The 23678-nt window shown below is 34.3% G+C and carries 24 protein-coding genes; 6 read left to right on the forward strand and 18 right to left on the reverse strand.

Going from position 1 to position 23678, the window contains the following annotated elements:
* Window positions 1–243: 243 nt before the first annotated feature.
* From ydiK to BMW37_RS11670, 6 genes are all read right to left on the reverse strand, one after another.
* Window positions 244–1317, reverse strand: coding sequence for an AI-2E family transporter YdiK (gene ydiK / locus BMW37_RS11645; protein WP_093321288.1), 1074 nt, complete (start codon window positions 1315–1317; stop codon window positions 244–246).
* Window positions 1318–1407: 90 nt separating this feature from the next.
* Entirely contained in the window at window positions 1408–2040 is a 633-nt protein-coding gene (gene nth, locus BMW37_RS11650) for an endonuclease III (RefSeq protein WP_093321290.1), read from the reverse strand.
* A gap of 6 nt (window positions 2041–2046) precedes the next feature.
* Entirely contained in the window at window positions 2047–2805 is a 759-nt protein-coding gene (locus BMW37_RS11655) for a SanA/YdcF family protein (RefSeq protein WP_245711061.1), read from the reverse strand.
* 13 nt (window positions 2806–2818) lie between these two features.
* Complete coding sequence (yvcK, locus tag BMW37_RS11660; protein WP_093321293.1) at window positions 2819–3736, reverse strand: uridine diphosphate-N-acetylglucosamine-binding protein YvcK; 918 nt, start codon at window positions 3734–3736, stop codon at window positions 2819–2821.
* Between the two features lie 144 nt (window positions 3737–3880).
* On the reverse strand, window positions 3881–4270 hold the full coding sequence (locus BMW37_RS11665; RefSeq protein WP_093321296.1) for a YdbL family probable chaperone protein: 390 nt from the start codon (window positions 4268–4270) through the stop codon (window positions 3881–3883).
* Window positions 4271–4340: 70 nt separating this feature from the next.
* Entirely contained in the window at window positions 4341–4487 is a 147-nt protein-coding gene (locus BMW37_RS11670; protein ID WP_177168661.1) for a YnbE family lipoprotein, read from the reverse strand.
* A 310-nt stretch (window positions 4488–4797) separates the two neighbouring features.
* Between BMW37_RS11670 and mltA the strand changes: the two genes are divergently transcribed.
* The 6 genes from mltA to fbaA all read left to right on the forward strand — a co-directional run bounded on the left by mltA (window position 4798) and on the right by fbaA (window position 10482).
* Complete coding sequence (gene mltA / locus BMW37_RS11675) at window positions 4798–5889, forward strand: murein transglycosylase A (RefSeq protein ID WP_093321298.1); 1092 nt, start codon at window positions 4798–4800, stop codon at window positions 5887–5889.
* A gap of 139 nt (window positions 5890–6028) precedes the next feature.
* Window positions 6029–6856, forward strand: coding sequence for a tRNA cyclic N6-threonylcarbamoyladenosine(37) synthase TcdA (gene tcdA, locus BMW37_RS11680; RefSeq protein WP_093321344.1), 828 nt, complete (start codon window positions 6029–6031; stop codon window positions 6854–6856).
* A 17-nt stretch (window positions 6857–6873) separates the two neighbouring features.
* Entirely contained in the window at window positions 6874–7365 is a 492-nt protein-coding gene (locus BMW37_RS11685) for a DNA polymerase III subunit psi (protein WP_093321301.1), read from the forward strand.
* Entirely contained in the window at window positions 7343–7789 is a 447-nt protein-coding gene (rimI, locus tag BMW37_RS11690) for a ribosomal protein S18-alanine N-acetyltransferase (RefSeq protein WP_093321303.1), read from the forward strand. Before BMW37_RS11685 ends, rimI begins: the two co-directional genes overlap by 23 nt.
* A 353-nt stretch (window positions 7790–8142) precedes the next feature.
* Window positions 8143–9306: a phosphoglycerate kinase gene (gene pgk, locus BMW37_RS11695; RefSeq protein ID WP_093321305.1), complete on the forward strand. Its 1164-nt coding sequence runs from the start codon at window positions 8143–8145 to the stop codon at window positions 9304–9306.
* Window positions 9307–9405: 99 nt separating this feature from the next.
* Entirely contained in the window at window positions 9406–10482 is a 1077-nt protein-coding gene (gene fbaA, locus BMW37_RS11700; RefSeq protein WP_093321308.1) for a class II fructose-bisphosphate aldolase, read from the forward strand.
* A 116-nt stretch (window positions 10483–10598) separates the two neighbouring features.
* Here fbaA and BMW37_RS11705 read toward each other — a convergent pair whose 3' ends face one another.
* The 12 genes from BMW37_RS11705 to BMW37_RS11760 form a co-directional block, all read right to left on the reverse strand.
* Window positions 10599–10988 (reverse strand): hypothetical protein, encoded by a 390-nt coding sequence (locus BMW37_RS11705; RefSeq protein ID WP_093321311.1) that lies wholly within the window; start codon window positions 10986–10988, stop codon window positions 10599–10601.
* Window positions 10989–11016: 28 nt separating this feature from the next.
* The gene (locus BMW37_RS11710; RefSeq protein ID WP_177168659.1) at window positions 11017–12414 is read right to left on the reverse strand and encodes a TonB family protein; all 1398 of its coding nucleotides are present in this window, start codon (window positions 12412–12414) and stop codon (window positions 11017–11019) included.
* Window positions 12415–12464: 50 nt separating this feature from the next.
* Window positions 12465–13304, reverse strand: coding sequence for a heme ABC transporter ATP-binding protein (locus BMW37_RS11715; RefSeq protein ID WP_093321316.1), 840 nt, complete (start codon window positions 13302–13304; stop codon window positions 12465–12467).
* A 41-nt stretch (window positions 13305–13345) separates the two neighbouring features.
* Window positions 13346–14413, reverse strand: a complete 1068-nt coding sequence (locus BMW37_RS11720) for a FecCD family ABC transporter permease (RefSeq protein WP_093321319.1) — start codon at window positions 14411–14413, stop codon at window positions 13346–13348.
* A 132-nt stretch (window positions 14414–14545) separates the two neighbouring features.
* On the reverse strand, window positions 14546–15412 hold the full coding sequence (locus tag BMW37_RS11725; protein WP_093321321.1) for a heme/hemin ABC transporter substrate-binding protein: 867 nt from the start codon (window positions 15410–15412) through the stop codon (window positions 14546–14548).
* A gap of 1 nt (window position 15413) precedes the next feature.
* On the reverse strand, window positions 15414–16493 hold the full coding sequence (locus BMW37_RS11730) for a hemin-degrading factor (RefSeq protein WP_093321324.1): 1080 nt from the start codon (window positions 16491–16493) through the stop codon (window positions 15414–15416).
* A gap of 47 nt (window positions 16494–16540) precedes the next feature.
* Window positions 16541–18682, reverse strand: a complete 2142-nt coding sequence (locus tag BMW37_RS11735; protein ID WP_245711062.1) for a TonB-dependent hemoglobin/transferrin/lactoferrin family receptor — start codon at window positions 18680–18682, stop codon at window positions 16541–16543.
* A gap of 104 nt (window positions 18683–18786) precedes the next feature.
* A complete protein-coding gene (gene hemP, locus BMW37_RS11740; RefSeq protein ID WP_093321326.1) occupies window positions 18787–18972 on the reverse strand; it encodes a hemin uptake protein HemP in 186 nt (61 codons plus the stop codon).
* A gap of 217 nt (window positions 18973–19189) precedes the next feature.
* The gene (gene fbp, locus BMW37_RS11745) at window positions 19190–20191 is read right to left on the reverse strand and encodes a class 1 fructose-bisphosphatase (protein WP_093321329.1); all 1002 of its coding nucleotides are present in this window, start codon (window positions 20189–20191) and stop codon (window positions 19190–19192) included.
* Between the two features lie 26 nt (window positions 20192–20217).
* Entirely contained in the window at window positions 20218–21624 is a 1407-nt protein-coding gene (hglS, locus tag BMW37_RS11750) for a 2-oxoadipate dioxygenase/decarboxylase HglS (RefSeq protein WP_093321331.1), read from the reverse strand.
* 358 nt (window positions 21625–21982) lie between these two features.
* The gene (gene map, locus BMW37_RS11755; protein WP_093321334.1) at window positions 21983–22783 is read right to left on the reverse strand and encodes a type I methionyl aminopeptidase; all 801 of its coding nucleotides are present in this window, start codon (window positions 22781–22783) and stop codon (window positions 21983–21985) included.
* Between the two features lie 230 nt (window positions 22784–23013).
* Entirely contained in the window at window positions 23014–23613 is a 600-nt protein-coding gene (locus BMW37_RS11760; RefSeq protein WP_093321336.1) for a hypothetical protein, read from the reverse strand.
* Window positions 23614–23678 lie beyond the last annotated feature (65 nt).

A 23678-nucleotide genomic window follows, 5' to 3' on the forward strand; every position in this document is an offset into this window, starting at 1 on the left:
TAGTTACCTATAGCCTGTGCTGATAATCAAACTGGGGATGTTATGTAACTGAAATAAATAAAAAAGTTTGCATGGCGTTTATTCCAAAAAAAATTATCCGCATTGCGGAAATTTATATAATGCTAAACTTACAGAAGTTTAGAATGTTACAACTAATTCATAAATAAATGCTTGTTAATATAGCAATGTAATTTACGCCTTAGCAAATCAAATTAATATTTTATTATACGTTATGCAATTGGCTTACTCTTGCTTTTGTTGTTCCGTCATTTCATCTTGTTCGCTCACCCAAGCTTGGATTAAACGGAATGAAACAGCTAAGACTACAGGGCCAATAAATAAACCAATTAGTCCAAAACCTAATAAACCGCCAATAACACCACCTAAAATAAGCAACATTGGGAGATCAGCTCCCATTTTAATCAAAAATGGTCTTAATACTGCATCCATCGTTGTAACTATAACAGTCCAAACTAACAATATACAACCAAGTGTCGTTTGTCCTGACAAGAATAACCAAATCACGGCAGGTACTAATATGGGTAAAGCGCCAAGTTGTGCTACACATAGAATGAATATAATCATCGTGAGTAAGGTTGCTGCAGGAACACCTGCTATTCCAAGACCAATACCTGCGAAAATTGACTGGGCTAGTGCAGTTACTACGACACCAAGCGCTACAGCTCTAATTGCTTGACCAGCCAATAATACTGTATTATCACCGCGATTACCTGCTAAACGCATAGCAAAACGCCTTATTGCGTTTGCACACAATTCTCCGTTTAGATATAGAATAAAACTAAACATTACCATTAGGCCACTATAAAGTAAAAATCTACCTATGTTTGCTGCTTGAGATACTAGCCAAGTCACTCCTTGACCTACATATGGTTGTATTTGGTTGATGATAACTTTACCATTTGATGCTATCACTGACTGCCAAGTGTTATATGCACTCTCACCGATGTAAGGTAAATCTTTTAGGATAAGGAGCTCTGGTACTTCAACTGCTTGATTATTAGAGGTGAAATTAAGAATAAATCCGCTATTTTTAATCACACTTGCCACAATCAATATTGCAGGTATAACATAAATAAGCAAGATAATAAGAGTCATTAATGTTGATGCGACAATACGCTTACACTTTAAGGTAGATTGAAGTTTTAGCATCATAGGCCATGTTGCAATTACAACCATTGAAGCCCAAATTAAACCTGGTAAAAAAGGACGTAATATCCATAGGCAACCTACGAGCATTAAACCAATAAACATTAGTGAAAAAAGTATTTTCGTTAAATCAAAATTTTTAGTGGTCATATTTCATCCAGTTTTTTTGTTAAAGTAATATCTATTTTGGGCCATATCATCGAGAAGTGGCAATTAGCATAAACATTTTGTAAAAAACACTTAATTTGTTTTTTCTTTATACTCACATAAATCTTCAATAATACAAGAAACACAACGTGGCTTTCTTGCAATACAGGTATATCTTCCGTGGAGAATTAACCAATGATGACAATCTAATTTAAATTCATCAGGAATGACCTTTAGGAGTTTTTCTTCTACTTCCACGACATTTTTTCCTGGCGCTAAATTTGTTCTATTAGAGACTCTAAAAATATGAGTATCGACTGCAATTGTAGGCCATTTAAATGCGGTATTAAGAACTACGTTAGCCGTTTTTCTTCCTACACCAGGTAATGATTCTAGCGCATCCCTGTTTTCAGGCACTTGTCCATTGTAATTATTAACTAGAATTTCACATGTCTTCATGACATTTACTGCTTTTGTATTAAATAAACCAATAGTTTTAATATATTCTCTAACTTTTTCTAACCCAAGATCCAAAATAGCTTGAGGAGTATTGGCCACAGCAAATAATTTATGTGTCGCTTTATTAACACCTACATCTGTTGCTTGTGCAGAAAGAAGCACTGCAATTAGCAGTTCAAATGGAGAATTGAAGTTCAGCTCAGTTGTTGGACTAGGGTTATTTTCCCGTAATCTTTCTAATATAGCGATGCGTTTGGTTTTATTCATATAATATTAATTCAGTGACTGACGAGTGTGTGGCATTTCAACCGCGTTTTCATCCTCAGGTTTGATTGGCTGGAATGAAGGAATTGAAATCACAGGTCCAAGAAAGTACGGTTCTTTACCTAAAAGATATAGATCGATTACTGCAGCAACGCGTGCAAGCACTTCTCTAAAATGGAACGGACCAGAATAGGGGTCTTCAACAGCTAAACATACCGCATCTACTCCTTCAAACATAGCAATAAATAAAGCTCGTTCGCAGTGAAATCGCTGAGTAATGATTGTGAAACTTTCACGTTGGAATACTTTTTTTGCACGTACTATTGAATCTAATGTTCTAAAACCTGCGTAGTCAAGTATGATATTATTTTTATCGATTCCTCTAGAAATCAGATCTTTTCGCATAGTGATAGGTTCATTGTAATTGATTTGTCTATTGTCCCCACTTAATAATAAATACTCCACTTTATTATTAAAAAATAGGTTCGCCGCACCATCGATTCTTGCTTGATAATATTGGTTTAAATTACCGTTACGATAATATTTAGATGTACCAAGTACTAATCCGACTTGATTTATAGGAATCTCATCTATTGTTGTGAATATATATGCACTGGTTTTTGAAGTTACCCAGTAATTAATAGAAAATAAAAACAAACCACTTAACAGTCCGAATATCATACTTGCATAAAATAGTTTTACGATCCATTTTAAGAGAAGTTTGGATTTAAGTTTTGATTTGATTCTTCTATTTGCCCGATCTTGCATCACAACATATCCTTCACTGATTTTGATATCGATTTATCATCTCATTTAATGCTAATCGCAAAAGCTTGCGATCATGTAAATTAGGCTCATTTAAAGAGCTTAATGGTGTTTTAATAAGCACTTTATCTTCTAATCTAGAGGGTTTATTACCCCAATCACTTATCACCACTGCGTCAATTTTTCTACTAAGCATCTTTTCTTCGAGAATGCCAAGCTTATCGAACAGGGACAATGCTGCAGCAGCTTTTGATATTTCGGGACCTAAGTTACCTAGATAACAAAGTATGGCTGTGCTTTTGTTAAGTGCTATGACAAGTTCTTCCATTAAAAAAAGTGGCATCAGGCTTGTGAAAAAACTTCCAGGACCAATGATGATTAATTGTGCTTTTTCAATTGCGGTAATTGCTTCTTTAGTTGCTGTGACTTTATGAGTTAGTTGGATATTGTTAGGGTAATAGCTAAGTGCATCGATATTTACTTCACCGTATATAGGATTATTGTCTTGGTCAAAAGCCATTAGATCAACAGGTTGTTCAGACATTGGGATTAGGAAAGAATCTATTTTAAGCAGATCTCTAATTAAATTGATAGCCTCAAGTGGACGAATGCTAAGATGATCTAATGCTTTTAACATCAAATTGCCAAGGTTATGCCCTGATAATTCACCATTTCCAGCAAAACGATACTCAAACATTTTAGATGCCGTGCTTGGCACAGTGATTAATTGGTTTAAACAATTTCTCATATCACCCCAAGCAATTCCACCTTCAGAGCGCCTAATGCGGCCTGTTGAACCACCGTTATCTGTTGTTGTAACAATACCTGTCAGTTTAGGGCCTAAATCATTAAGTGAAGACATGACACGACCTAAACCGTGTCCTCCACCAAGAGCAACAACATGATTCAAACTAGTTAGACATTTCTCTGGCATATTTCACCTTTATATGAGTTAACACCTATATCATAATACATTTTAGTGAAAAATACCCAATTATGAGTATTTAGCTTAATCCAATTGGTATCTCAACAAGCAATTTTATATACAAACGCTAGGGATGAAAAATTGATGTTGATACTATTTTTTTTGTGTCCACTGACCATTAATGCCTTTTATATAATGACCTTTAGATGCCATTTCAATCTGCTTTTGACCAGCAATTTTAGCAATAATTTCAGTCGAAAGGTGATTTTCACTGGCTATTTTTCGATAAGCTTCAGCTCTCTTATGATTAATTTCATCAACAAATTTTAATAAACGTTCACGAGTCATGGGCGAGCTATGGTAAGTTTCATCCAGTATATCAATATAGCCATCAAGCGTTTCACCAACCCAATTGTTTTCTTTAGCTAATTTGAGATTAACTATGCCGTTATCAGCAAAAACCGGAGATATACACGCCGTTAGAAAAAGGCAGTAAGAAATGGAAAAAATTAGAATGATTATTAATTTATTTTTATAAGTCATATGCCTATACTGAATCCAAATGATTTGACGTTAAGCCTTTTTCTATTTTTAAATTGATTTTTCAAAGATATCAGAATAAATCACTATTTGATTCCAAAAGAGCAGCTACCTGCTTATCGACATTAATATTTATATCGTGGTCAATTTTAACATTTAAGTTAATTGTTATTGGTGTTGTAGGAGTAGCAACTTCAATTCTTGGTGTACAGCCAATCATAAGCGAAAATATGGGAATTAGAACATTAAATCGTTGACGAATTAAAATGCTTAAAATAGGTTTTATGAGCAAAGTGTTTCCTCGGAAAAGCGGTGGGTTTTTGTTGTATTTATGAGAGTCGCATAAATTAATCTTCTCATTATATACACAACAAAACCTAATGTTAATTGATTTTTTCTTCACGATAAGGATTAAAAAATAGGTTTAAGTTTATTCATTATCATTATAATTTGCTTAAGAAGATAATATCGTTAAAATAGTATAAATTTTGAAAACTATTATGAATATTAGTCTAAGGAAGTGAGTGATAATGTTAACGTATTATTTTGTAAGAAAAATAGATAGATACATAAGTACTAAACAAATGCTTTATTACAGCTTTGTTATTTTTTTCTTGTTTGTTTTAAGCGCATGCCAATCAAAAATTGAGCCAGTAAAGATACAAACACAGGAAGTGGATTTGAGTATTAATAAAACAGCATTTATCGAACAATACGAAATTATTCAAGAGTATTCCTCAAAGCTTACAAATGAAAATAAATCTTTATATCAATGCACTAAAAAATGGTTAGAATCAGGTGCAGATGAGACCAAATTATCAGAATTTGGATTAACAAGAGTAAGTGTTTTTTCAAAAGATGATAATAAAGCACTTTTCACAGGCTATTATTCGCCTGTCTTAAAAGGAAGAAAAACTAAATCGGGTGAATTCATTTATCCTCTTTATAGTAAACCTAATATAAGTAAAGGTAAAATGCCAACTCGTACTGAAATTCATGGTGGAGCGCTTGAAGGTTTAGGTCTTGAATTAGCTTATACCCAATCAAGAGTGGATAACTTTATTATGGGCGTACAAGGTAGCGGTTATGTCGATTTTGAGGATGGAAATCCCCCAACGTATTTTGCTTATGGTGGACAAAATGGTCATAAATTTAAAGGAATTGGCAAATACCTTATCGAACAAGGCGAGTTAACCTTAGAAAATGTCTCTCTTAAATCAATATACGAATGGACACAATCACACTCAGAGGAAGAGGTCCTTGCATTACTTAATCAAAATCCGTCATGGGTTTTCTTTCAACCCAAAGAACAGGCAGAAGTAAAAGGTGCTGCTAATATCCCGCTTATTGGGCATGGTGCAGTAGCAGCCGATAAATCTATTTTTCCCTTCGGAAGCATTATTTATGCGCATGTTCCTCATGTTGATATTGAAGGGAAATTTTCTGGTCAGTATAAGCCAAGGCTCTTTTTTGCACTTGATGTTGGTGGTGCTATAAAAAATAACCACTTTGATATATACCATGGTTTAGGTGATGAGGCTGGGTTACAAGCTGGTAATAATAAATTTAAAGGTGACGCTTGGCAATTAGCCAAAACTAATGAGGCTGTACATTGCCTTTAGCAAATTTGGACAATAGCGTTATTCTTAAGTATACTGAATTGTCTAGATATAGAAATAATATATGTATCGATAATAAATAATGGAATTCTACAGATTGAATATGCATCAAAATCAAAATATTAAGATTGATTCATCCACTATGACTGGGATAATTAAGAGTAATCATATTAAGACCAAGCCTGATTTAACAGAAGCATACTTAAGAAGGTTTAGTGGTATTGGTCGATTATACGGTTTTGAAGCGTTAAATCGATTTAATCAAGCACATATTTGTGTGATAGGTATAGGTGGAGTCGGTACTTGGATTGTAGAAGCTCTAGCTAGGACAGGGATAGGCTTTATTACCATAATTGATCTTGATGAAATTTGCCTGACTAATACGAATCGTCAAATTCACGCAACAAAGGACACAATAGGCTTATCAAAAGTAAGTGTGATGCGTGATAGAGTGCTTTCTATTAATCCTGAATGTGTTGTCACAGGGATTGATGACTTTATTTGCGAAGAAAATATGGTTCAATTGTTGTCTTTAGGATTTGATTATGTGATTGACGCAATCGATAGCGTTAGCACTAAAGCATCGGTGCTTGCCTACTGTAGGCGAAATAAAATAAAAGTCATTACAATAGGCGGAGCAGGTGGGCAAATTGATCCGACCCAAATTCAAGTAGCAGATATTAGTAAAGTTGTACAAGATCCTTTGATATCAAAAGTCCGCTCAATATTAAAATCAAAGCATAAATTAAGTCAGGATAAAAAAGGCAAATTTGGAATTGATTGTGTGTTTTCAACTGAGCAGTTACGCTATCCGGAGGCAAACGGTGAAGTGTGTTTTGAAAAAAAACAGCTAGATGGAAGCATGCGCATGGATTGTAGTAATGGCTTTGGGGCTGTTACAATGGTCACTGCAAGCTTTGGGTTTGTGGCTGTGTCACATATACTTAAAAAAATACTAAGCTTTAAATAGGCATTAGGAGCATCAATATGCCACATCTGCAAAGGCTAAAATATCAAAGTGCATTAAATGCCTTAGGTATTCAGACTTGGACAATAAATAGACCTAATATTTTTAATGGCGAGGTAGCAGTTGAGTTATTACCAGAAGCTAAAATGATTGTTATTACAAATAGTACCATTCCATTTGAAAATAAATTGATTTCAGATATTTTAAAATCAATTGGATTAAGCCATCTAAATCTTATGATTTTTTCACTTAGAAAAATCCCCTTACTGAATCAAGCAATTTTTTCACATCATCACCCGCTTTTTTTTCTTTATCTGCCAATAATTGTTAAAGATAATCAACCTATTTCTGATGATGATTTAGAGGAAAATGCAAAAATATTATCTTTACTAAAAGTAAGAAAAAAAGATAAATTCTTTGAAGTGTCTTACGAAGATATTAGAAATAAATCTTACTCAAAACGTGAATTATGGAAAGGACTTTCTGACTATGTTGACAATTCGAACGCTTAGTGTAGAGCAGATACCTGAGGCTTTTGAAATTGAAATCAAAGCTCATAGCCATCCATGGACACGCAAGGTATTTGAACTTAATTTTGCCGAACGTTATATCAATCTTGGTGTATATGACAAAGATACTTTAGTTGCCTTTTGTATCTGTCAATACGTACTTGACGAAGCATCAATATATAATATAGCTGTTACACCTGAATTTCAAAACAGAGGTATAGGCTATTATTTATTATCCTATTTGATTGATAAATTAGTAGAATATAATATTTCAACAGTTTGGCTTGAGGTAAGAGAATCAAATAAGAATGCAATTACGCTTTATGGAAAACTAGGTTTTAATGAAGTTAATAAGCGAGTTGGTTACTATCCGAAAGGTGAGTCACGGGAGGATGCACTTGTTATGGCATTGACATTAGCTATGTAATGAGCATATTTTTAAGAGACAAGTCTCAATGTTTGATTGTAAATCATTAGCAGTAAGCTTGAGTCGAAAGAGTGGTTTCTATAAGATGTCTTCATCTACGATCGGTAATGTTAAGGCTACTATCTGTGCGAGAAATGCTCAAATACTTTAAATTGACTAGATGTTTATCATTAATTAAACAAAAAAATAATTATTTGCACTTAAAAGGCGTAAACTTACATAAATGTGATTCTAGTCAATCCATGAATAGCAATTTAAGCACAAAATGTATATGTAATAGTTTAAAATGACGCATAAATGACACTATAATTATAAGAAAGCATTTTTATTTAACAATGAAGGAGAAAAACTGTATGACAGTTATTAAAATGAGTGATGTCGAACTAGCTGGTAAACGCGTATTAATACGTGCTGATCTTAATGTGCCAGTTAAAGATGGTAAAGTGACATCTGATGCTAGAATTAGGGCAGCTATGCCGACTATATTAGAGGCACTGAAAAAAGGTGCTAAAGTGATGATTACATCACACTTAGGTCGACCAACAGAAGGTGAGTACTCGGAAGAGGCATCTTTAGCGCCAGTTGCACATTACCTCCGTGATAAGTTAGATGTACCTGTTCGTTTAGTTAAAGACTACATTGACGGTGTAGAAGTTGAGGCAAATGAACTAGTAGTGCTTGAAAATGTTAGGTTTAATAAAGGTGAGAAGAAAGATGATGAAACGCTCGCAAAAAAATATGCTGCGTTATGTGATGTCTTTGTGATGGATGCATTTGGGACAGCTCATAGAGCACAAGCTTCAACCCATGGTGTGGCTAAATTTGCCCCTATCGCTTGTGCAGGCCCATTACTTTCAAATGAATTAGAAGCGCTTGCTAAAGTGCTTGATAATCCAGCTCGTCCTATGGTAGCAATTGTAGGAGGTTCTAAAGTATCAACTAAGTTGATTGTTTTAGATTCACTTTCAAAAGTTGCAGATCAATTAATAGTTGGCGGTGGTATTGCTAATACATTTATCGCCGCTCAAGGTAATAATGTAGGTAAATCACTTTACGAAGAAGATTTAGTGCCAGAAGCAAAAAAACTACTAGATGTTTGTGATATCCCTGTTCCAACTGATGTTCGTGTGGCAAAAGAATTCTCTGAAACAGCTGAAGCGACATTAAAACCTGCATCACAAATACAAGATGATGAACAAAGTTTAGACATGGGCGATGAAACAGCAAATAGAATTGCTAAAATTATTCTCGATGCAAAAACCATTTTGTGGAATGGCCCTGTTGGAGTATTTGAATTCCCTAATTTCCGTAAGGGTACTGAAATTATCGCTAACGCGATTGCTCAAAGCGAAGGGTTTTCTGTCGCTGGTGGTGGTGATACACTTGCTGCAATTGATCTGTTTGGAATTGAAGATAAAATTTCATATATTTCCACTGGTGGCGGCGCATTCTTAGAATTTGTTGAAGGTAAAAAATTACCTGCTGTTGCTATTTTAGAAGAAAGAGCTCGTGATTAATTTTCTTCTTTTTGAATTATGTTTCAAATAAAACAGGAAGATAATTCTGATAATTTTTTATTTAACACGAACAATTTTTAACTTATTAAGGACTAAATTATGTCAAAAGTATTCGATTTTGTGAAACCAGGTGTTGTTTTTGGTGATGATGTACAAAAAATATTTGCAATTGCAAAAGAGCATAAATTTGCTCTACCTGCTGTAAACTGTGTCGGAACAGATTCTATTAATGCTGTTTTAGAAGCAGCAGCTAAAGTCCGTTCACCTGTTGTTGTTCAATTCTCTAATGGTGGTGGTCAATTTATTGCAGGTAAAGGTTTTAAAGGTGAAGGCCAAGCTGCTGCAATTGCTGGGTCAATAGTAGGAGCTATGCATGTGCATCATATGGCAGAACTCTATGGCGTGCCTGTAATTTTACATACTGACCATTGTGCGAGGAATTTATTGCCTTGGATTGATGGCTTATTAGATGCTGGTGAAAAACATTTTGCTCAAACGGGTAAACCTCTTTTCTCATCTCACATGATTGATTTATCAGAAGAATCACTTGAAGAAAATGTTGCTACCTGCGCAAAATATCTTGAGCGCATGAATAAAATGAAAATGACGCTTGAAATCGAGTTAGGATGTACAGGTGGAGAAGAAGATGGTGTAGATAATTCACATCTGGATGCCTCTGATTTATACACAAGTCCTGCTGATGTCGCTTATGCTTATGAGAAATTAAGTGCAATTTGTGAAAGATTTACCATAGCTGCTTCATTTGGTAATGTTCATGGTGTATATAAACCAGGTAATGTAGTATTAACACCAACCATTTTAAGAGACTCTCAAAAATATGTTTCTGAAAAATTTGGTTTACCAGAAAATACATTGAACTTTGTTTTCCACGGTGGTTCAGGTTCATCTGCTGCAGAAATTAAAGAATCTGTTAGCTATGGTGTGATTAAAATGAACATTGATACCGATACTCAATGGGCTACTTGGGAAGGCGTATTAAATTATTACAAAAAGAATGAAGCTTATCTTCAAGGGCAATTAGGCAATCCAGAAGGTGCAGACAAACCAAATAAGAAATTTTATGATCCACGTGTTTGGTTAAGATCAGGTCAAACTGCGATGGTTGCAAGACTTGAGCAAGCATTTAAAGAGCTTAATGCGGTAGATGTACTTTAGTCTTAAAACTTAATATAAAATTAAAAGGCGCATTTATGCGCCTTTTAATTTTTTGAATTTCAAAAAAAGTTGAGATTACTGATATTGATAAAATTGTGGCTTGGACTAAAATATTTTTACCATACAAATTGGTCAAAAATGCTATTGCCATAATAAAGTATATCAATAGCTGTAAAAATATTAATGATAAGTGTGATTATAATTATTGTTAAAAACTTTGAGACTTTTCGTTGATTTTTAAAATTTTCACTTCTTAAACATGCCCATTGAAGACCATAGATAATTGCAAAAACAAATAAAAACCATATCGGTATGAGTAGGTAAACTTCTTCAAGTTGGTTATTATCAGTTTCAAAAAAGCGTTGAATTGAATAAAAAAAGATTATGCCAAATAGACAAGAAAAAATTGTTAATTGACTAATCAATAACAGTATAAAACTACGTGGTTGTATTTTTAGATTTTCTTGTGAAGTGTTTGCCGTATCTTTTTTCGTGTTAATAATCATAAAATTCCTCGGTTCAGTCAGTTTTTAATTAGTTTATCACAACCCCACTTAATTTGAATTGAAATGTAACCATAATATCTTGTGTTGGTTTACGTTCGTAAACCCAGGTTCGTAAAGCTCGTTTAACTTCCTTCTCAAACGTATTATCAGGGTAAGACGAGATTATTCTAATATTGGTTACCTTACCATTGCTATTGATGTCAAATTTAGCCGTCACTGCACCCTCTAAATTTAGTGCAGCGGCTCTTTGGGGATAATCAGGGTAGGGACGTTTGATGGGTTTAGCCATTTGGCTATTTGAGACGTTAGAATTTGATTCTTTTGATTGAATATTTTTATTCATAGTAGATTCATCAGCATGATTTTGTTCTATGCTACTACTTGTAGCAATTGATTGTGCTGATTGTACTTTTAATGCAGTTAATTGCTCATTTTTAATTTGTACCGAATTAACCTCTGAAGTAACTAGTTGCTTTTTTGGGGTATCTTTTTTTGCTGTTTTTTGATTATTTTTCAGCTTATGCTGACTTGGTTCTGATTTTTTCTTATCGATGTTTATATTTGATTCAATCGGCTCATTAATGGCTTTAGTGTTGTTCTGATTATTTTGCTTTGTATCTAAAGAGGAAGGCGCGAAGGCTTCAGGCGTTTTTTTGATATCCACTGCACTAGGCTTAATGATTTCCTTATTGACCGAAGTATTTGGTGAGATAGCAGGGGCAGAAGGCTTTTGTGTAATATCTGTAAGTGGAGAGTCGTCCTTGCTAATAGTTGAAATTTCATTATTTTGAATTTGCTTAGTTTCTTTATTATCTATTAAATCAGTATCAGGTGTTGGAACTGAATGTTCTTGACGAGATACATCATTGATACTCTGAGCGAAGGATTCACTAACTTTTACTTGGTTTATTGGTAATATATTCATTGTGGTCGTATCAATCATAACTACGTCAATCATAGCTGTTTTATTGCTTGAGTGATTGGGTAATGTACCTATAAACGGCTCTATAAAGATAACTAATGCAATTGCCGTGCTAATTAACATGGCGTGTAGGAAAAAAGAGGTTAGTACAAATTGATTTAAACTTTTAAAAACTGAAGGTGTAGCAATTGAACTGTCATCACTTTTATCCATATAGTCGTCAGTTGGCAGTATGCCAATTGATGGTAAATAGGATTTTTCTTTATCATTTAATGTGTCTAGCTGTGATTTTTGTATACATGTTTGGCTAATTTGACAGGCTTTATTATCACAAATTTCAAAACAAGATTGGTCTGGATCAAAAAGATGCGGATCGTTAGCTGAAGTCGTTGTGCTAAGCGTATTTGTGTCTTTATGCAATATATTAGCTTGAGATATGTTCATTCCCATCACAGAATTTTGATATTTATAATTAATAGCTGAATTTAAATCAAACTGACGCATTGCCTTTATATCCATGATTAGGTGATATTAGATTAATTATAAAACCAGATTTATCTTTTTAAGTAAATTTGTGGGATACTCTGATGTTCTGTATGATAAGTAATCCCCCCATCTAGTCTGTACCAATTGAAAAACTCTGGGTGTGTTAATACAAAATGTGGTGGAGCATCTAGTTTTACAACTCCATTATTTAAAACAATTAATCGATCAGCGTAAAGCGCAGCCAAATTCACATCATGTAATATAGCACAGATAGCTATTTTTTTTTCTTTGGCTATATTTTTTAATAATCTTAACAAGTTCTGTTGATAATATAAATCTAAAGCTGAGGTTGGTTCATCTAAAAAAATTCCAACCATATCTGATGTATTTGACCATATTTGATATAGCGTTCTTGCAAGATGCACGCGCTGTTGCTCACCACCCGAAAGGCTTTGAATATTTCGGTTAAGTAGTGCATTGCACTCTGTTAATTCAATGATTTCTATCAGTGCAGAGTCAGTTTTTAATGAATGATAATGTGTATCTAACATCAAGCTACTTGATGTTGATTTTATGCTAACTTGACCGAATAAAATGACGTCAATAACGTTAAAACCGATATTCATCGAGAGATGTTGCTGCATGACAGCACGTAATTGAGCTAATTTCGCTAACGGATACTCATTTATTTTCTTTTCATTAATAAATATCTCGCCTTCAAATGGTTTTAAAAAACCGCTTAGAAGTTTGATTAGCGTTGATTTGCCCGCACCATTAGGGCCTAAAATTCCAACGAATTCACCATTTTCAATAGATAGATTAATGTCTTTAAGCAAATACTTTGAACCTATCTTGAACGATAGCTGATTTGCTTTAAGCCATATTGCTTTTTCTAATGAATTTTCCATTAATTATAATTCCTTTATCTGCACTAAATTTAGATTACAGATTATTCAATACCATTAGGCTTCATTGTGATAATGAGATAGATGAAATAAGGTCCACCTACTAAGCTTGTTATAATGCCTACAGGCATCTCAGCAGGTATTAATATAGTTCGGGCTAAGGTATCACAGAGTAATAAAAATAATCCACCACAAATCAGTGAACTAGGTAATAAAAATTTGTGATCTGCACCAAATTTTAAGCGTAATAAGTGAGGAATAACAAGCCCAATAAACCCGATAATTCCTGTCATTGAAACAGAAACAGCCACTATTAATGTACAAAGAAGTAAAACCTGCCATTGTGTTTTGTTGACATCAATACCTAAATAATAGGCTTGTTCTTGTCCTAACTGGAGTAGATTGAGTTTATTTGCAAACCATAATAGTGCAATTGAAGCGGGAATTATAATGATTGATGTGACAAATAAGGACGTTAAGCTAGAGTTGCTTAATGAGCCTAATGTCCAAAGTGAAAATTGACGCAATTGTGTATCTGTACTTAAATATGTAAATAGACCAATTAACCCACCACTGACTGCATTGATTGCTATGCCTAATAAAAGCAATCTAATCAGAGAAGTTTGCTTATTTTTAGAAAATGAAAATAATATAAGAGCAACACTTATACCACCTATAAAGGCAGCTATAATCATTGAATACTGCTTTATGAAAAACATAACATGTTTATTCAATCCGCTATCCTGTAATGACAGAATAGGAAGTAGTAAAATTGCAACACCAACCATAAGAGCAGCGCCACTACTTATACCAAGTAAACCAGGATCGGCAAGGGGATTTCTAAATAAGCCTTGCAATACAGCTCCTGATAAAGCAAGTCCGGAACCGATGATGACTGCCATAAGTACCCTAGGTAGGCGTATATCAAACCAAATGTTGATTAAATAATCATCCAATGTCCCATTAATAAGTGCCCATAAATTAATGGGTAATGCCCCTAATTGAGTGGCGATTAGAGAAACCGTTATTGTTATAATTAACAAAAACCATAAAACTCTTTTATGTTGTTTCTTTTGATTTAATAGAATTTGATTTGGTTGTGGTGGTTTCATAAACTCTTAATATAATATCAGTAGTAAAGTAAAATTATAGCTACTTATAGCTATGCATCAACCGTCTTAAATTGCATCATTTAAGGCGATTGATGAGTAAAAGTATAACATTTTGTTGATAAAAATAGAGGATTATAATGCTTCTAACGCTAATCTAAAATCTTTTAGTGTATTAGGTGTTTGTAGCGTAAAACCTAAAAAACCAATATCATCAACAACAATTAGCTTTTTATGCTTTCCTGCTAAAGTTGCATTCACGCCAGGTAATTCCCATATTTTATCTTCACCAAGTTTATCTATTCCTCTTTTACTAACGACTATGACATCTGGGTTCATCGCTGCCATGCCTTCTGCTGAAAATTTTTGATAACGGGTCATTGATTGGGCTGCATTTTTAATTCCTATATAATTAAACATAGCATCTGGGGCTGTTTGAGTACCTGCTACACTAGCTTCAGCTCCCTCAAAGGTCAAAATAAAAACAGCTTTAACCCCTAATGGTGACGTTGTCACTTGTGATAGCTCCTCATCAAACTGTCCAATCAATATTGATGCCTTATCCTTAAGGTCAAGCGCATTCCCAAGTGCGATAATTTTTTCTCTTGTACTTTCTACACTTTTTTCAGAAGTAACACGCAAAACATTTGCATTCACTGCATTTAGCTGTGTAAATACTGACGCAGGTCCAGCATCTTCAGAAGCAATGATCAGATCAGGTTTTTGTGCTAATATTCCCTCCGCATTAAGCATTCTCATGTACCCGACATCAGGTAATTTCAAAACTTGTTCTGGAGATATGCTCGTTGAATCTCGAGCAACTAATTTATCATCTGCACCTAATGCGTAAATGATTTCAGTTAAATCACCTCCTATTGATACAATTCGCTGTTCTTTTGCAAAAATTGGATGAGAAAAAAATACCAAACAAAGCAAGGATAGATTTAGCAATATTAAACGGATAATGTTATCAATAGGTTTGTTTTTGGATAATATTTTCATTTTAAGATTCCAAAGCGACTTCTAGTGGAGATAAAGCTTGAAGTTGTTCACGCCAAATTATTTGTTCAGGAGATCCTTCTGTTCTTTGACCATACATTTGCAATATTTGGGTGCCATCTTTTGCATAAAGCTCTAGACTCGTTACAATACCATCTTGAGTAGGTTTACGAGTAATCCACGCTTCATGTATTTCATTATGTTGCATATGCAAGGTAAATGAACGGTTAAAAATATTTAACCATCCATGCATAGGTACTACTTTTTCAAGTTTACCCGTGAAAATTTGAACACATCCAATGTTTGAGACAAAAAACATAATTTCATTTTGTGCACGAAAAATCGTATTCAAAAATGATTCAATTTCAGATGGGCAAATTTGATAGGCAAGATCTCTACTGACTAAATTAAATGCTTGTTGCCTTGTTAGTTTATAAGATTTTAGTAACCCATAAAAATCGTGAACATCTTTTAAGGCGCGCCATTTAGATTCAAACTCTTCTTTATTAATATTAAGATCAATTCCGTACTCTTTAGGTGTTTCTGTTGCTAATAATTGATTGTTTATAGGCAGTGAATCAATAGATTTCGACTCATATTGAGAGATTAATTGATTGAAAGCTTTAGTATCGGTATTTTCTGTTACATAAATTTTATGAATAGCTAAACCCGCAGCATTAAATATCTGTAAACTAGTCCTTATTTTTGATTGATTATCTTTGTCAAAATAAGGTTCATTAAATACAAAAATATACTTCCATTGACTATAAAATATACGCAAATCGATTGCTCTTGGGTTAAGAATGAGTCCAACATGACCATCTAATGTAGCATTTCCATATACACCAACTTGTTCACTCACTGCAAAAGGATTACGAGTGATGGCCTTTAACTCTCCACAAGATTCTAGTCTAGTCAGTAATGTTTTTGGGTCGATATCAAGTCTAGTTGTTTCAAAACCGATGCGAATTTGAGCCAGTTCAGCTTCTGTTATCCCCATCTTCAGTGCGATATCGACCGCATATAGTCTTGGATTATTTTTCTTAATGTCTAAGTAGGTTTGATAATTGTGTGATTGACTCATAAGTAAAACTCCTTGTAATAATTTACGTTATAAAAATTTAAATAAAATTAAAATCGATAACTTGCTTTAAAAACAGCATTTTGTGTCGGTTGAGGTATCCCTTGTGGTGAAAAATATTCTTTATCAAAGGCATTTTCTAACCCAACGCTCATTTGTGCATTTGGCAGCCAATCTGTGTTCTCATAGCTGAGGTAAAAATTATTAATACCATATCCAGATTGATGATCAGTTGAACCATTTACACGGGTCGATCTATCAACAAATCTGCCCAACCAAGACAGGGTTAAACCGGAATCAAAAATAGGTATATCTATTTGTGTACCTAAAGCATCAGGTGAAAGTGCTTCAATCCATTGGTTAGTCCTATCATCCTTTCCTCTTACTCTGCTATAACTGAGAATTGTATTAACGTAAGGTGTCTGATAAGTCAGTTCCGCTTCATAACCGTGAATAGACGCTCTATCAATATTGCTAGCCATTGTTGTGCCTTTACCATAAGGCATACCTACTGGAAAACCAGGAGGGGGAGCGGAAAAATTCATATCTACAGTGGTTGAAATATAATCTTTTGCCTTTGTATCAAAGTAGGTAGCTTTTAATTGAAATACATCATCTTGCAAGACAAGATCTTCAAATTGAAACCCGATGCCATATTCCAATGTTTCATTGCGTTCAGGTTTTAAATTTGGATTTGGGACCCAATTGTTTGTATAAAAAGGACCTATTGCGAAATGCCTGCTGTCGTTATAAAGTTCTGCTAGGCCAGGAGCACGAAACGCTTCAGAATATGATGCATAAACCATAAACCAATCTAGAGGGTTGATGGATATTCCAGCTCTTGAGGACCAGTTATTTGCTTTTACATCATCATATTTTGGATTTTTTGCATGATAATCATCAAACCTTGTACCAATAATTAGCGATGCAGGTAAATCAATCAGCGTCATCTCATCTTGTAACCAAGCTGAAGTAAAATCAATTTTAGCCTCTGGAAAGACATTTTGAATTGGTGCATTTGGTGTTTGCTCCTCTCGGTAAACCTCGCTTCCATAGGTAAAATGATGTGAAGCTAGGAAACTGCTTTGCCAAATAGATTTATTTTCTAATTTAAGTCCATTTTTTGTTTGTTCCCGAGATTCAAAAACTGGATTAATAAAGGCAGTTTGATCGATTGTAATTTTTTGATGATAACCTGTGAGGCTCAAATCTATTAGATTTTGATTGATTGGCTTTAGGGTATAACCTAAGTTGATATCCGTCTGTTTAGTTTTGCGTTGCACTAAGCTATTATTAAGATCGCTTAAAGTTGGAGTAGGGCCATTACTTGCTTCATTTTGTTGTGGGTTTTTAGGCTGTTGTGCGTCATTGTCATAGAATCTCAATTGAGCAAATAGTTTTTGTCCCTGTGCTAAATACCAATTTGCTTTAGCTAAGACATTTCCAATTTGCTCATCATTCGGAGAAGTTAAAATTGCTTGCTTCAAATCTCCTCGTTGGCGAAAGACTCCAGAGATAAGGCCATCAAAATTATCCGTTTTCCCATAGGCTGTTACACCAGTCCCAATACTATTATCTCCAGTTGCCCCTTGTATAAAGTGAGTCATACCAAATTGTTGTCCGTCTAATAATAAATCATTAGCATCAACTGTTTGATAAGCAATAACGCCGCCTAAAGCACCACTGCCATAAAGTAATGCATTTGGTCCTTTAACTATTTCCACTCGTTTAATTAAGCTACTATCGATAAATGTACCATCGATATGACCAGTGTCAGTTCCTTGTTTAATACCATCAACTTGGATTAATATCCCTCTCTTATCATAGCCACGTAGCGTAATATTTTGTCCATTGGCACGGCCTGTTCCCGTAATTTGCAATCCTGCTTGCTGCCTTAAAAGATCGGTTGCTGTAAAAGCATGAATTTTAGGGCCAGTATTTTCTATTACTGCAACTTGCATGGGAAGATTAAATGTATCCCTCGCATTACCTGTAGCAACAACTGTAATGGTTTCTTGTTTATTACTAGGTTCCGAGTTATTGGAAGCAGGAACAGCTTTTGCTGTTTGTGCAAAAACTGGCAAACTTGCACAGACAAGCGACATTGATATTAAGGACACGATTGGGTTTAATTTCCCTTTAGAAAGTGATTTTTTTGAATGACAACTAATAGTAGGCATATATGACAGCATGAAAAACTCCAATATAAATTTGAACACATAAGTGTTTAAACCTACTTTTGGCTGCCTAATGATATTTTGGGGGCTAAAGCAAGATGAGATATTAAAAATTACAGTTATTTAGTGAGAATCAACTTTCCTGATTTAGTTTCTCTTAATTGATATAAACCATTTTGGTGTTGAATATAAATAACATTAGCGTCATTAAACAGTAAAGCACTATTAATGATTTTGGTTTCAGTTACGCCTAATTGTTCCTCAGAATTAAGAAGCTTGGTATCTTGGTTGGGTGAAATCTGCATGCTATCTCCTTTAATGGTGTGTTAGTGCGTTGTGGTTATCTTACACCTAAACGCTAATAGGAATCAATAGCAAATGATAATAATTATCATTAAGATTAAATTATGATTTAATCCTTGTAGATCATAACAAGAATGAAATTAATTGGTTTGATCTTAATCTAAGATAAGAAATTTCCCTAGTGCATAAATAGACAATCACCAAGGAAAATAAATAAAGTTAAGTTGTAGGAAGGGATAAAAAGTCCATTAACGTTTCAACCATGTGATCATTGCCTACAAAAAATGGCGACCGTTCATGTAGGCTCGTCGGTACAATTGTTAGTACAGATTGAAATCCATCAGTTGCTTTAGCTCCGGCTTGCTCCGCTATAAAAGCAATTGGATTACATTCATATAATAGACGTAATTTACCTTGAGGGTAAGAGGCAGTATTAGGATACATGAAAATCCCACCTTTGAGCAAATTCCTATGAAAGTCAGCAACTAAAGAACCAATATATCTTGAGTTATAAGGTCGTGAAGTCGCGGTGTCAATTTCTTGACAATATTTCATATATTGTTTTACACCAGAAGGGAATTTAAGGTAATTACCCTCATTAATTGAATAGGTAGAACCTTTTGTAGGAAATTTCATGGACTCGTTCGATAAACAAAACATGCCAAGAGCAGGCTCATAGGTAAATGCATGTACACCTTGGCCGGTAGTATAAACTAGAATGGTTGATGACCCATATAATACATACCCTGCGGCAACTTGTTTATTTCCGGGTTGAAGAAAATCAATTTTAGAAATGGGTTGACCAATTGGCGTCACTCTTCTGTAAATTGAAAAAATTGTTCCGACTGACACGTTAACATCAATATTTGATGAACCATCTAGGGGATCTATTAAGACTACATATTTGGATGTTTCAGCTCGTCCTCCTTCAAATATGACAACATCATCATCTTCTTCTGAAGCGATACCAGCAACTTCACCTCTTGATAAAAGCGCTTTTTTTACTCGCTCATTTGCTAGAACATCTAATTTTGTCTGAGCCTCACCTTGTACATTAGAACTTTCATTAAAGCCCAATATGTCGCTCAATCCTGCTTTAGTGATTTCTCTGTTAATAAATCTTGCTGCTGTCGCTATAGAGGAGAGAAGAGCGGATAACTCTCCTGTAGCAGAAGAAAATTCATGTTGTTTGGCATAAACAAATTCACTTAAGGTAATCATGAGGCTCCTTTAAACAAGAAAATAAATTAATAAATAATACGGATGTTTAGCACCGATTCACATAGAGAGATTGAATCTAATTGAATTTTTTCGTAAAGTGACATTTCATCTAAAACGTTTTGTCCTAATGCTGATTCAAAATCAGCTCTAGCCGAAATCGCTTTTAGTGGCATGGTACTTTTGTTTGATAAATTCGATTGAAATATACCCGCAGCGGAAACAGGTAGAAAATCTTCATATATAATGGGGCTAAATTCAATCATACCATTATCAATAAGCGTTAGCAGATTATGCGAATGTGTGTTATCTAAAATGTGATGCATCTCTGATTTTACTGGATAAAAATTAAACCAAGCCAATTTGTTAATCATTAATTCATACCAATTATCAGGAAACACACTAAAAATTGAAGCGAGCTTTTCATTGTATAGGTGGCTTTCATGTGGTTTTATTTCACCAGGGAAAAACTCTTTAACTTTTTGAATTAACTCATCATAAAAAGCTCTTCCTTTTTGCGTTAATGCAACTCCTCTGGCTTCTATTTCACCAAATCGAGCAGTATGTGTTCCTTTTACCCAGTTATTTGTCTTTTCATCTAAAAATAAAATAGCTTCATTTAAAGCTTGAAAACTTGTTTGCCTTAATAAAATAGGACAGTTACGTTTTGGAGGGCCTTCAATCGTCGCCTTAGGAGTAATCTGATAATCTGGCATCAAACGTTGTACTTCATCGATATCTAGTGTCCTAGGTGTGAGATGATTGATGTGTGGGCCTTTGAATCCAACTACGTCAGCAATTAATCTATGTTGTGTTAGAAGTTTCTGATAAAGTGTTTCAGTGACTGTCGCAGTTTGGTGCCATTTAAAGATATCAACTGTTAATGCTATAAATTGTAATTGATCGCTTTTAAATATTCCCCCTTGATTTTCAGCCTTAACTAATAAATGATAAAGTTCCGGTGAGATGATTTCTCTTTGATTTAATAGGTGTATTGCTGAGGCTTTTATTTCAGCATCATCAATAAGTTCAAGTCTTAATAATGATGTAAATAAGCGAAAAGGAGATACTTCTAAAGAAGATTTTTCTATTGGTCTAAATGCAGTGGAATGGACGGGTATCCCAGCAGGTGCAAGGTCATAATATCCTACAGGATACATGCCATACAGAGCAAATAAACGTCTTAATATGCCCAATTCTTTGGCAGAACCGATTCGAATAGCACCATGTCTTTCCTCAGATAATCTATCAAATTCATTATTTTTGATCAAAGCTTCTTTTTGCGATGGGTGATTAGACAATACATCTTGATTGACTTTTTGGGTTAATGAAATCAAGGTGCTATATTTAGGGACTTCAGACTGATACATTTTTGATAGTTCAGCTGAAAATAGTGCTCTAAGTTCATCTTTAGAAATCAATTTTGTGTCATTCATAATTTATGCAGTTTGTTTAATTTACGGATAATTCGCATTTAGATGCAGCAAATGGCAGTAAGTTCACAAACAGCCTCCGAATTGATAGGGGTTATCTTGGGTAGAAAAATCTCGATTGTTAAAAGTAACAATTAATAGGGCATGAAGTGCAGGAGATTTTAACAGAATTTTTCACATCTGACTAATTAATGTTCAAGTGAATGTTTTTTAACACGTTGATAAACAATTGATAAGAATAGAAGGGTGGAGCAAATTAAACAATACCTTAAGATAAGATTGCATACCCTATATATTACCTGCATTCTGGCTTGGAATAAATATAGGGTATGCTGTACGGGTTTACCTGAAAAGTGAAAAACTAATGGTGTATTATCGCAGGAAAATCCTCTTCTTCTCTTAGTGTAAACACCTCACATCCAGTTTCTGTCACCGCAAGAGTATGTTCATATTGAGCTGAAAGTGATCTATCTTTTGTCTTAACAGTCCAGCCATCTTTCATAATTCTAACTCTGTAATCACCAGCATTAAGCATAGGCTCAATTGTGAATGTCATTCCTGGCTGTAAAATAACACCACCATCATTAGCGGCATAATGCAATACTTGGGGTTCTTCATGAAAAACATTTCCAATACCATGTCCACAAAAATCACGAACAACAGAAAAACGTTCTGACTCAGCATAGGGTTGGATGATTTCACCAATTTCTTTCAAACGAATACCAGGCTTAACGATCCTGATTGCTTTATATAAACTTTCTTGGGTGATTTTACAAAGACGTTTAGCTAGGATTGAGCCTTCACCTACAATAAACATTTTTGATGTATCACCAAAATATCCATCTTTGATAACGGTTACATCTATATTAACGATATCACCGTTTTTTAAAATTCTTTCGTCAGTTGGGATCCCATGACAAACCACTTCGTTAATTGAGATGCAAACTGATTTTGGAAATGGATTATCTCTAGGACCATAATTAAGGCATGCTGAAATCGCCTCTTGTTTAATGGTAATGTGCTCTGCACACAACCTATCAAGTTCACCAGTACTCACGCCTGGTACTACATGCGGCGCTATCATTTCCAATACTTCAGCAGCTAGTTTGCCTGCAACACGCATTTTTTGTAATTCATCAGCCGTTTTAATTGATATTGTCATAATTTACTCTTATCGTCATTTGATTTTAAATCATTGGAATGGTTAAAATGTCTACCTTGTAAGGTTACTATAGCAAAAATTTAAGTGAAAAGTGACGATTTTTATCCATTTTACAGTAAAACCCCGTCCTTTAGGGCGGGGATATAAGGCGTAACGATACAGGAGAACTAACTGTATGAACATCATCCGTTTACCCAGGCTAGTGTGATAGAATAAATATGATAAAACAATCAGTTATTTTTTCTAATGTTTTGTGAATTAGATGAAGGAATATTTAGTTGACTAGCTTCATCTATATTATGGATCAATTGACTGTATTCTTTAAGGGTAAGATAGCCTACTGCATAACGAAATAATTTAAATCCTTTAGGGTTTTTACTTCCATCAATTTCATTGGGGTCATCTTTTTCAATACGACACAAATGTTCAATTTCATCACTCCATATAGGTCGTTTACATGTTAAATTAGCCAAAACTCGAAATGGCCAAAAAATAGGAGTTAATGATAATTGACTTAAAAAACTCAACGGCTGATTGATAGTTTTAAATGTCGGATCAAACATCCTTAAACATATTAAAGCACTCCAATAAGGGGTTTCTTTATGCTTATCGATAGGCAAACAACTATAAATTAACTTTCGTAGTTTAGGTATATCTTCATCTTTCCCTTCCATATATTCCAAAATAAAACGGTATGTAGCAGCTATTAACGGATATGTCTTTAAACCATTTTCATATTCAGTAATAGAGGATAAAACATCTGTTGGTGGGAGACCAATTCTATATTTAACAATCCCTGTCTTGTACTGGTATAGTTTTCTTGTAGGCAATTATAGCCTACAATGACAATCAAACTGGAGACATTACATGACAGATAAAAACAGAAAAGTGCGCC

It is taken from the genome of Thorsellia anophelis DSM 18579 (assembly GCF_900111395.1).
Classification (GTDB): domain Bacteria; phylum Pseudomonadota; class Gammaproteobacteria; order Enterobacterales; family Thorselliaceae; genus Thorsellia; species Thorsellia anophelis.